The sequence below is a fragment of the Candidatus Paceibacterota bacterium genome (assembly GCA_035404205.1).
Lineage (GTDB): Bacteria > Patescibacteriota > Minisyncoccia > UBA6257 > JAVHQB01 > JAVHQB01.
The window spans coordinates 1-10,362 of sequence record DAONGQ010000011.1; the positions used below are offsets into that span (position 1 = coordinate 1).

The following is a 10,362-nucleotide window of genomic DNA, read 5'->3' on the forward strand; positions in this document are numbered from 1 at the left end:
CGGCAATAATGCCGGCGTTTTTAATATATGTTTCACGTGAAACACTGGTGTGAAACATGTTTCACAGTGTTGACAGAGAATAGAAATACGTTATACTACTTTTCGGATAAATTATTCTAATGACAAAAACTACAAAGACGAGGGGGGATAGCAAGCCTGGCGGGAACCACAAATTGGAGAACCTTTTTATCAGCAATATAGCGGAAGTTTATTATAAGGCATATTACAATTTGCCAGATGACGAGAGAAAAACCCATATTAATTACGACCTTATAGAAGCCGAAAGGGCTCTGGTTTGTCTAGGCGATAATAAGGCGGTGGTAGTTTCTACCAAACCGTCTCAAGAATATATAGACGACCTGCGCCAAAGGATTGGCTATAAAAATTTAGTGGTTTTGGCGCCCAAACGCCCTACAGAAAGGCTGAGCGCTGACATTATAGAAGAATCAGGGCTGCTAAAAAAAATAGTCCAAATTATTAAAGACAATCCTGGTATTCATTTAGTGCCTTACTATCCCACGGAGGAATTTTTTGATTTATTGTCCCTTCTTCGCCAAAAGAATTTGCAATTTGATACTCCCGAAACTGTTTACAGGGAAAACCGCTTTATTCACCACCATCATAATTGTAAAATTGGCTTTAGGACTATCTGGGATAAAGCTCTGGATTATAATAGTCCTATTAAGATTCCGCAAGGTTTTATTGTCGATGATGTTGAAGAGGCTATTACTGCAGCGCGCTGGTTTTATTACAAAAAAAAGAATTTTATTTTTAAATACAACCGCGGTGCCTCCGGAGTAGGCATAGTTTTTTATAATTACAAAGACTTGCCCCAAGACGAAAAAGCCTTTAAAGAATATCTACTGAGTCGCCATCAAGAGCGAATTTGGTATGAGGAAAATTTTATAGTGGAAGAGGCGATAGACAGGGACAGGAGTTTTTTTGATGGCACTCCCAGCATTGAGTTCAAGATCAATGGCAAAGTTCAATTTTCTTATATCTGTGCTCAGTGGATAAATGCAAAAGGGGGCTTTGATGGTATTTATTTGGGCAAGGAGCTTTTAGATTCTAACAAACTGGCCATTCACGATTTAATAGAAGACGGTGCCCGTTTTGGCGAGGCCCTCAAAGAATTGGGTTATCGAGGCATTTATGACATCGATACTGTTATGGGCAAGAATAAACAGATTTATGCCGTTGAATCTAATATGCGGCGCACGGGTGGTACGCATGTCTATGAACTGGGCAAATATTTATACGGTCCTAACTTTTTAGATAAGGTTTGTCTTACTTCTCGGGAATCACTGCCCATTAAGAAAAATATCAATACCTATGCAAAATTATTTAGTCTAGTGAAGCCACTGCTTTTTGATAAAAAGAAAAAATATGGCATCATTCTTGTTCAGCCCGATGCTGTTGTTATAAATCAATTAGGTTACATCGCTATCGCCCCCGACAAAGACAGTTTGTTTACCCTTAACGAAAATTTAAAAACCTTAGTTAGCGATTAGAATTAAAAAACCACCTTAGACAAAGGTGGTTTTTTAATTAGTTGGTTGTTAGAGCTGCCAATGGGCAATTTTGGAATTGATAGCTTTTGCTTTAGCGCCTTCAAATAAAGTTTGGAATTTGGAGTTTTTGCTATAGGCATAAGCCACTAAGCCAGTGGAAACTAATGCGATGGTTAAAGATATTAAGGCTGCCTGAGTGGGTCCAGTATCTACAGTTTCGGCGCCCAACACAGTTCCCTTGTTATAGGCCACATTGGCGCCGTCGCTTAAAGCCGAAGCATTATCGGCCCTAAACTGAGCAGTGTTAGTAACCGTTGTGCCATAGTTAGCTTTTTGCGCTAACGCTTGGAAAGTAATAGTTTTAGTAGTGCCTTGGCTAAGGTTGCCCAAATACAAGCCAGAGCCAGTTAAGCCATCGGCAACAGATACGCCGTTTACTTTAGTAGTGCCTGGTTGATAAACTAGATAAGCAGGTAAAGAGTCTGTCACGACGACATTATTGGCGCCAGTATAATCATTTATGCCCACAGTGATAACAAATTCTATAATTTCACCACCGGCGGTAGAAATATTGTCAGAATAAACCCTATCTCCGTTGGACAAGTTGCGTCCTGTTTTAGAGAAAGTTACGTTAGAGTTGTAGTAATAATTTCCACCCACGGTAACAATAGCAGTAGCAGAGTTACTGCCATAATTATTAGTGCAAACTAAATAGTAATAATTAGTAGTTTTGGTGGGAGAAACAGTTTCAGAACCATTGTAAGTATTTTTATTGCCGCTCCAGTCGCCGGAAGCTGTACAGTAATTAGCATTAGAAACATACCAAGTTAAAGTAGAATTTTGTCCGCTAGTAATCGATGAAGGATTAGCGGTTAAAGTAACTGTTGGCAACTGGGCATTAACATAAACATTAACGCTATCGTTAGCCTGGTTGTTATTGCCATAACAGGTAATAGAGTAATTGTTATTGTTATTGGTAGGGTAAACAGTTTCTGAACCCGAAGTATTTTTGCTTCCGCTCCAAGCTCCAGAGGCCATACAGTAATTAGCATTATTGGAATACCAATTTAAAGTAGAGGCTTGACCGGCACTCACAGAAGTAGGAGAAGCCGTTATGTCAACAGTTACATTTTGTTGATAGTTATTGACAACAACAGTAGCGCTATCGCTGCTATCACCGGAGTTATTAGCGCAAGTAATGGTAAAAGTGTAAGTGCCAGAGTTGTAAAGGGTGATGCTTTCATTGCCAGAAGAAACATTCTTGGAACCAGTCCAAAGATTATTAGTGCTAGTGGCAGTACACACCGTAGGATTATTGGAAGTATACCAGCTTAAATTAGTAGCACTACCGGCGGTAATGGGCGAAGTAGCGTTTAAAGTTACTACAGGAACTTGGGCAACAGTTCCATTTACTATAATAGTGGCTTGAGAGGTGGCTTGTAATCCATTACTACCGTAGCAGACGATAGTATAAGTAGAGGTATTGGTAGGGTAAACAGTTTCTGAACCCGAAGTATTTTTGCTTCCGCTCCAAGCTCCAGAGGCCATACAGTAATTAGCATTATTGGAATACCAATTTAAAGTAGAGGCTTGGCCATTAGTAATAGTAGAGGGATTGGCGGTAATTGTGACGGTAGGGGCAGGAGTATCTACGCTGGTATCTTTTTGGACAGTCACTACGTTACTAGCGCAAGCGGTATGATTAACATCGCCAGAGCAATTTATAGAATAATTTGCTGAAGAGGATGTTTGAGTAAAATAACCTGTGCCAGAACAAGAACCGGTGCCATTAGCATTAGTAGCGGAAATATATACTTGAGTATCATTTCTTCCCAAATAGCTAGGGCTGGCGGCGGCGGTAACCGTGCAAGGTGTTTTTTCAATAGTAGTATCTTTTTGAACAGTCACGGTATTGGAGCAGGAATTGTGATTAGTATCTCCCTGGCAAGTGACAGTGTAAGCAGTATTCGCGTTGGTTTGAGTAAAATAACCTGTGCCAGAACAAGAACCGGTGCCATTAGCATTAGTAGCGGAAATATATACTTGAGTATCATTTCTTCCCAAATAGCTAGGGCTGGCAGTAGCAGTAAAGGAACAGCCGGTTTTTCCTGCTACAGTATTAATAAATCTTGTATTGGAAACACCAATAGCATTCATCATGTAGGGACTATTGGAGCTCTTGGCATAAACCCAAATCTTGCAATATTTCTGGTTGGGCACAGTCCAATTAATGGATTGCACTCCAGCCGGAGTATTGCCAATAGGGAAATTATAAGTAGATATGCTATTAGCGGGGTCATCGGCGTCACTGCAACCAGAATAAACTTCGTAATGGTTTATTTGGTTGATAGCGCCAGAAACATTGGACCAAGAAATGGTGACATTACTTCCCGGGGCAATATAACCTAATCCCTCTTTAGTGTTAGCATTATCTGTATAATTACCAACAGTAATACTGCCAATTTTTACCGTGCAGGGAACTTTGGTGGTAGTACCATTGTAGCAATCGTTGGTGCTAGTGGTTAAAGCATGGGCTTGTAACCCAAAAAGGCCTACAAAAGCGAGGCTTAAGGTTAAAACTAAGAGAATTTTTGTAATAGATTTTCTCATAAATAACATTTAAAGTTAAAGACTGTTTAAAGTTTATACACTATTATATTAACATTGATATTTATTATTGTCAATAGGCAAGAAGTGAATAATTGAAAATGCCCATTTATACCCAATAGCAGTTATTTAAAACCAATTTTTGCTAATACCTTATGCTATAATAAAAAGGCTTGACTTTTATAAATATCTATTATACTATAAAGCATATTAAGTGATTTGTCAATAGAAGCTTAAAAACCCTATTTTTAATTACTTTATTATGTTGTTAAAAGAAATCAGCGCCAAATACATTCGTTTAACAAAGAAATTTCTCTCAGACAAGGCTATTTCAACCTACGTTTTAATTTTCTTATTTACCGGCATTTTTCTTAATCTCAGCTGGTTTTATATTACCCAAACGAAGCTATTTGCCGATATTTCTGGCAACCTCATAGTAGAGATGACCAATCAAACTAGAATTAAGGAGGGCTTAAAACCACTTGCTGTGAACTCAGAACTCACTGCTGCCGCTGCGGCTAAAGCAGCCGACATGATTAAAGGCGGTTATTTTGCTCATTTCAGCCCTACCAACGTTTCCCCTTGGTTTTGGATAAAACAAAATGGTTATAATTACAAATATGCAGGAGAAAATCTCGCTATGAATTTTAGCGAGACGGACCAAGTTATGGACGGTTGGCTAAATTCTCCTTCTCACAAGGCCAATCTTCTCAACGCGCATTATGAAGATATTGGAGTGGCAGTCTTGAGCGGGCAAGTGAATGGCATGAACAGGGTAGTAGTAGTTCAGATGTTTGGCTCTCCTAAATCTGAATCTAGTAGTCTTGTTCCCAAAGCCTCTGCTGCCGAAACCACCACTACTACTAAAATTTCCTCTGCTAAAGTAACTACCACCATTGCTAAGCCGGTACCGACAACCAAAATCATCTCCACAAGCACGACTATTCTTGTGACTACCACCCAGCCTACGCTTGAAGCAACAACTACTGCAGGTCGTATTATCGGTCTAGAAACACCCCCTGAAAATACCCCTTCTTATTTATCAGAAGCGGCCTTAGCCAGTACTCTCAAATTTGGCATAATCCATAAAATTAATGCCACATTAATGGTTGCATTTTGGGCCCTTCTGGGGATGCTAGTTATTGGGATTTTGATGGAAAACTTTAATAACAAACAAAATGCTTTGGCTTTGCTTGGACGTCTGGTAACTATATTGGCTATTGCTTTAGCCTATACTTTTGTTAACCATGGCTTTTTATTTGAAACGCCAGCTATTATGAATATTTAGCATGGGTACACACAATAAGTTCATTGGGTTCAAATATATTTTATATTTTTTTTGCATTTTTTTCATTGGCGCTTTTCTCATCTTAAGCGGGCGTTCATTTTTCAGTTTGGTTGCTTATCAAATAAAAGACGTCTATCATTATTTTTTATTTGAAATCAACCGCCCCGTTAATTTGGCCCTCATTAATCCTAACAACTTAAACTCTTGGCAACTTTATAAAGCCGAGAACCGCGCTACTATTTTAAAAACTTACCTTACTCCATTAGAATCGCTTCCAAAGATGAGCCCTTCATTACCATCAGTCTCAAATCCTATTCAACTCGTGCAAACCTTTCTCCCGGAAATTTTTTCTTTGTCGACCACGTCCACTTCTCGTTTTACTACTAAAACAAGCATAGCCGTTACTACCACTCCCGCGTCTGGGCAGCAAAATCAGACTTCCTGGCAATCCTTAATTGCTAGGTATCCGAATAAAAATTTTGTCTTTATTCCCCAGTTTAATGTGCAAGCCCCCTTACTAACTCCCTCGTCTAAAAACCTCAGTCTAATTTACGATAATTTAAGAAAAGGAGTAGTTCTTTTTCCTGGCTCTGATAATCCCGGCAGCGGTTATTCTATTATTCTCGGGCACAGTTCTGCCTATCCTTGGGACCCGGGCGATTACCGCTCTGTCTTTTCTCTTCTCAATGAATTAAATTATGGCGACCCCTTCTTTGTTTATTATGAAGGGCATATTTATGCTTTCAAGGTTGTAGCTAAAAAAACGTTTATTCCTTTAAACAAAAACAATGGGCTAACGACCGAACAAGCCTTGCCGAAGAGGAATAAACCTACTGTGATTTTACAAAGTTGCTGGCCTTTAGGAGCCAGCACCAAAAGAATGGCAGTGCAAGGAGAATTAATTACCGAAGATTAAAAAATACTCCTCACGGAGTATTTTTTTATTTGGTATATTATTATTCAGTTAAAGAAAGTGTAGCGGTTATTTTTAATATTTGTCCTTGCCTCATAACGGTAAAAATTAATCTATCGCCAACGTCAAGGTGCTCCATCACTGATTCGGGAAGATTGTTTAAAGTTATTTTTTGGTTGTTTATAGCCAATATAATATCCCCCCTCTCTATACCGGCTCTGTCTGCCAAGCTGCCCTTCTCTAAATTATCTTCTTGGCTGTCACACTCGAAGGGAATGTAGGCGCCTACGCTTGTTTTAAAATTATGTTTTTTTTGCAGCTCCTCGTCAAGAAGGATGTATTTAAAACCCAGGGAACGTTTTATAAGCTTACCGTATTTTTGAAAATCGTGCCAGGCTCGGATAGCTTTATTGGAAGGAATAGCAAAGCCAATATTCTCTACGCCCATAATCGCTACTGCATTTATGCCAATAACATTGCCTTGCAAATCTATAAGCGGTCCGCCTGAATTTCCAGGGTTAATGGCGGCATCGGTTTGAATCAGCCCCTTAATTTTCTGAGTTTCGTTCTTGCCCAAGGTGTTGATGGTGTCCGCAGTAATATAGCGCGAGAGGCCGGAGATGATACCGCGAGAAACTGTGTTTTGAAATTCTCCCAAGGCGTTGCCTATTGCTACCACTGTCTGTCCTAACCGGACTCGGCTAGAATCGCCCAGCCACAGATAAGGAGTTTTTTGGGCATCTATTTTTAAAAAAGCCAAGTCATTTATTTCATCTATAGCTAGAATCTTAGCCGGATATTCACGGTTATTCCAAATAATAGTATATTCTGAGCTAGAATCGGAGACTACATGCCGATTAGTTAATACCGTTCCTCTTTGATCTATAAAAAATCCGGAGCAACCAGCTAATTTTACCATGCCATGTTCATCTATCTTTTCTTGTTTGCCTAAATAATTAAAAACAGGGGAATTGTATTGCAAAGCATTTTCACCCCACTCTTTTTCTATTAAAGAGATATGTTTGGTTACCAAAACTCCGACTACCGATGGGATAGATTTTTCCGCAGCCCTTATGGTTAACGAATATTCACTTCTCATAATTTATTCTTTGCAACAATCGATAGCTTTGGCTAATACCCTTCCCAAAGTCTCAAGAAAGTTTATTTTTTTAGGGCTATCTTTTTGGGAGGAGGGGATACTTTCTTGGGGAGTATCTTTAATAGCAGCGGCATTAAAATTACCGTCAGCTTGGGCTTTGACATCCTCGACACTAACTAATTGAAGATTCAGTCCCCAAAAAAGGGAATATAATTGATAGGCTTTTTTAAATAAATCTTGAGCTTGCCCCTTATCACCCTTGCCCAGAGCTTTGGTACCCACTTCTTCCAGACGCATAGTTCCAGCCAAGAGATGCTTGGAAATACACCAAATTTCTCCCTCTGGATTTTTGACGATTTTTTGCAATAACTCTTTGCGCATTTCACGCACTTGGTTAAGCAAATCTAAATATTTGGGATTTTCTGTCTTTTCGGCCGTGAAAAAAAGATGCTCTTCTATACTAATCAAATTCATGATGGCAATGCTCAAATCTTCATCAGACGATAAATCAAATTTTTGGTTATTTTGCACTTCGGAAATTTTTTTAACCAACTCTTTTATTTTTATATCTTCTTCCATAGTCCTAAAAATAAATTAAATTAGCGAGCGATTTTTAAAGCACCACAAAGAGGTGAACAATAAAGCAAGTAGCTAGTAATTAAAAGTAGCGTGAGAGGGATAATAACCTTTTGATAGGGGAATAAAGCCTTACCAGCCTTTTTAATCCTCAGAAGCTTATCTATAATTTGCGCCAAACCAAAAACAGCCAATCCCACAACCATGCCAACTAATAACTTGTCTACTCCCCAAATTTTCCTTAAGGGGTCGCCGATTATTTTAAAATAGTAAAGTGGCCAAATACCAAAGAGACCAACTAGCGCGAGACCGATGACATCTCTAATCAGTATTTGATTGGCAGTCTTATTTTTGCGAATTAAGGAGTTGTTATACCAAAGCAATCCTGCTAAAACCAAAGCGCCTAACCAGGTGCCAGTAATAAGGTCATCTATGCCTAACCAGCGAGATAGCCCTAAACCGGCCGCGATGGCGATAGTGCAAACAGGACACACGGCTTGGGCTGTGAGAGCAGTTAATGGTAACACAATGGCGACCAAAACTAAGGCTTGTGTAATTTTCTTGTTCATAATAGACAGATATAATGGACAAATAATAAACTAAGTGCCCAGGGAGGGACTCGAACCCTCAAGTCTTACGACATACGCACCTCAAACGTACGCGTATACCAATTCCGCCACCTGGGCAAAGATTCACTGTATCATTATTAACATAATCCTGCCTTTTATTCAACTTAAAAAGTCCCTTGCGGGACTCTTTTTTATTCTGTTTTAACCTCTTCTTTAACTTTATCCTCTTCAGTTGCTTGCTTAGGGCTCGTATCGTTATGCGCCACATTTAGAGTATTTTTAAGAGCAGCCCTAATTTGCTTCTGGGACCTTTCTCTAATGTAATATAACTTAGCGCGCCTTACTTTAGATTTTTGCAAGACCTCTATTTTTTCAATATTAGGAGTCATTAAGGGAATTATCCATTCTATACCCACACCCTCTACTACTCTTCGAATAGTTATAGAGCCGCCTGGTTCATGACCGTGTTTTACTGCAATAACCAGTCCTTCCACTCTCTGTAAGCGGTCCTTTTTGCCCTCTTTAATGCGTTGAGTGATTCTTACCATCATTCCAGTTTGTATTTCTGGCCAGCGAGAAGAGTCAAACTTTTTTTTGATATCTTCAATAGAAATTTTTTTTGCCATAAAATCTAATAAAATAAGGAAAACAGTTCAAAAACTTCCGTATCTTAGCATAAACAGTAGACTTTGCCAAGTCCTGCCTAGCCGCCTTTTTAATTATTTAGTTTTTGTAATAGGGTGATTAGGTCGGCGGGAAGAGGGGAAAAAAATGAATAACGTGTTTGCTTTAAGGTAAAACTTAACCGCGAGGCATGTAAAAATTGTCTTTGGGGGTGGAGTTTGTCCAAACTAGAACCATAAATTTTGTCTCCCACAATGGGCCTTCCGATAGTAGCAAAATGCACTCTAATTTGATGGGTTCTGCCGGTCAAAGGAGTAACCTCTACTAAGCTATAGTTATTTTGGTATTCATGCAAGACCCTGTATTGGGTGTGGGCCTCCCTACTTTTTAAACCGTCAGCAATTTCTTCTTGCTTGGCGCGCCTAAATTTTCCAAAGGTTTTAGAACGAGCAATAGGGTAGTGAATACAACCGCTTTTATCCCTAAAAATGCCCACCGTTAACGCTAAATACGTTTTTTGCAAAAGATGTCTCTTGAATATGTTTTTAAGTTTTAAAAATGTTTCCTGATTTTTAGCTACCACGATTACTCCCGAAGTTTCTTTGTCTAGACGATGGACTATGCCTGGACGTAACGGGTCTTCGCCAACGGTCTTAATATCGGGGTAATAAGCCAAGAGGTAATTAACTAAAGTAATCTCATCCTTATTCTGTTCGGCTGGGTGCACACTAAGACCAGCGGGCTTATTTAGGGCCATTAGGTTTTCATCCTCATAGATAATGTCTAATTTGCCCTCTACTGGTTTGAGTGGAACTGAAGCGGAGGAAGTTTCTAAACCGCTAATCTTTACAAGATCATTATTTCTTACTAGATATTTAGGTTTGGCTGTTTTGCCATTCACTGTTATCAAGCCATCGTTAATAGCGGCTATAATTTGATTCCGGCTAAATTCGCCCTCTAGTTTTTTGGTTAAATAAACATCTAACCGCTTGTTCATGCTTTCTCCCTCTACTTTTATTTCCTTGTCCATGCGCTGTTAGTTTATCAAGTTTTTAAAGTTCTTAAAGTTTGTCAAGTGTGCGGAATCTAACAATATCACAAAAATGACAAAATTCTGTAATTCATCCTTACTTTGTAAACTTTCTTAACTTTTATCTTTATAAACTTATTAGTGG

9 protein-coding genes and 1 tRNA gene are annotated in these 10,362 nt (G+C 39.0%); 3 read left to right on the forward strand and 7 right to left on the reverse strand.

Features of this window, described 5'->3' with window-relative positions; translation table 11 throughout:
* Positions 1–119: 119 nt before the first annotated feature.
* Positions 120–1,511: a hypothetical protein gene (locus tag PK547_02285; protein ID HPR91541.1), complete on the forward strand. Its 1,392-nt coding sequence runs from the start codon at positions 120–122 to the stop codon at positions 1,509–1,511.
* A gap of 48 nt (positions 1,512–1,559) precedes the next feature.
* Here PK547_02285 and PK547_02290 read toward each other — a convergent pair whose 3' ends face one another.
* Complete coding sequence (locus tag PK547_02290; GenBank protein ID HPR91542.1) at positions 1,560–4,121, reverse strand: hypothetical protein; 2,562 nt, start codon at positions 4,119–4,121, stop codon at positions 1,560–1,562.
* A 259-nt stretch (positions 4,122–4,380) separates the two neighbouring features.
* On the opposite strand from PK547_02290, the gene PK547_02295 reads away from it, so the two are divergent.
* Positions 4,381–5,406, forward strand: coding sequence for a CAP domain-containing protein (locus PK547_02295; GenBank protein HPR91543.1), 1,026 nt, complete (start codon positions 4,381–4,383; stop codon positions 5,404–5,406).
* 1 nt (position 5,407) lies between these two features.
* Positions 5,408–6,322, forward strand: a complete 915-nt coding sequence (locus PK547_02300) for a sortase (GenBank protein HPR91544.1) — start codon at positions 5,408–5,410, stop codon at positions 6,320–6,322.
* A 40-nt stretch (positions 6,323–6,362) separates the two neighbouring features.
* On the opposite strand, the gene PK547_02305 is transcribed toward PK547_02300, so the two are convergent.
* The 6 genes from PK547_02305 to PK547_02330 all read right to left on the reverse strand — a co-directional run bounded on the left by PK547_02305 (position 6,363) and on the right by PK547_02330 (position 10,217).
* The gene (locus PK547_02305; GenBank protein HPR91545.1) at positions 6,363–7,418 is read right to left on the reverse strand and encodes a trypsin-like peptidase domain-containing protein; all 1,056 of its coding nucleotides are present in this window, start codon (positions 7,416–7,418) and stop codon (positions 6,363–6,365) included.
* A gap of 3 nt (positions 7,419–7,421) precedes the next feature.
* A complete protein-coding gene (locus PK547_02310; GenBank protein HPR91546.1) occupies positions 7,422–7,997 on the reverse strand; it encodes a hypothetical protein in 576 nt (191 codons plus the stop codon).
* A gap of 20 nt (positions 7,998–8,017) precedes the next feature.
* Positions 8,018–8,563 carry a hypothetical protein gene (locus PK547_02315; protein HPR91547.1) on the reverse strand — a complete coding sequence of 182 codons (546 nt, stop codon included), beginning with the start codon at positions 8,561–8,563 and terminating at the stop codon, positions 8,018–8,020.
* A 35-nt stretch (positions 8,564–8,598) separates the two neighbouring features.
* Positions 8,599–8,680: transfer RNA gene (locus PK547_02320), tRNA-Leu, on the reverse strand.
* Positions 8,681–8,754: 74 nt separating this feature from the next.
* On the reverse strand, positions 8,755–9,189 hold the full coding sequence (gene rplS, locus PK547_02325; GenBank protein HPR91548.1) for a 50S ribosomal protein L19: 435 nt from the start codon (positions 9,187–9,189) through the stop codon (positions 8,755–8,757).
* Between the two features lie 89 nt (positions 9,190–9,278).
* Entirely contained in the window at positions 9,279–10,217 is a 939-nt protein-coding gene (locus PK547_02330; protein ID HPR91549.1) for an RluA family pseudouridine synthase, read from the reverse strand.
* Positions 10,218–10,362: the final 145 nt, after the last annotated feature.

Bases quoted from the DNA above. Each gene is read 5' to 3' on its own strand.
- PK547_02285 (HPR91541.1), top strand. From the start codon at position 120: ATGACAAAAACTACAAAGACGAGGGGGGATAGCAAGCCTGGCGGGAAC.
- PK547_02290 (HPR91542.1), bottom strand. From the start codon at position 4,121: ATGAGAAAATCTATTACAAAAATTCTCTTAGTTTTAACCTTAAGCCTC.
- PK547_02295 (HPR91543.1), top strand. From the start codon at position 4,381: ATGTTGTTAAAAGAAATCAGCGCCAAATACATTCGTTTAACAAAGAAA.
- PK547_02300 (HPR91544.1), top strand. From the start codon at position 5,408: ATGGGTACACACAATAAGTTCATTGGGTTCAAATATATTTTATATTTT.
- PK547_02305 (HPR91545.1), bottom strand. From the start codon at position 7,418: ATGAGAAGTGAATATTCGTTAACCATAAGGGCTGCGGAAAAATCTATC.
- PK547_02310 (HPR91546.1), bottom strand. From the start codon at position 7,997: ATGGAAGAAGATATAAAAATAAAAGAGTTGGTTAAAAAAATTTCCGAA.
- PK547_02315 (HPR91547.1), bottom strand. From the start codon at position 8,563: ATGAACAAGAAAATTACACAAGCCTTAGTTTTGGTCGCCATTGTGTTA.
- rplS (HPR91548.1), bottom strand. From the start codon at position 9,189: ATGGCAAAAAAAATTTCTATTGAAGATATCAAAAAAAAGTTTGACTCT.
- PK547_02330 (HPR91549.1), bottom strand. From the start codon at position 10,217: ATGGACAAGGAAATAAAAGTAGAGGGAGAAAGCATGAACAAGCGGTTA.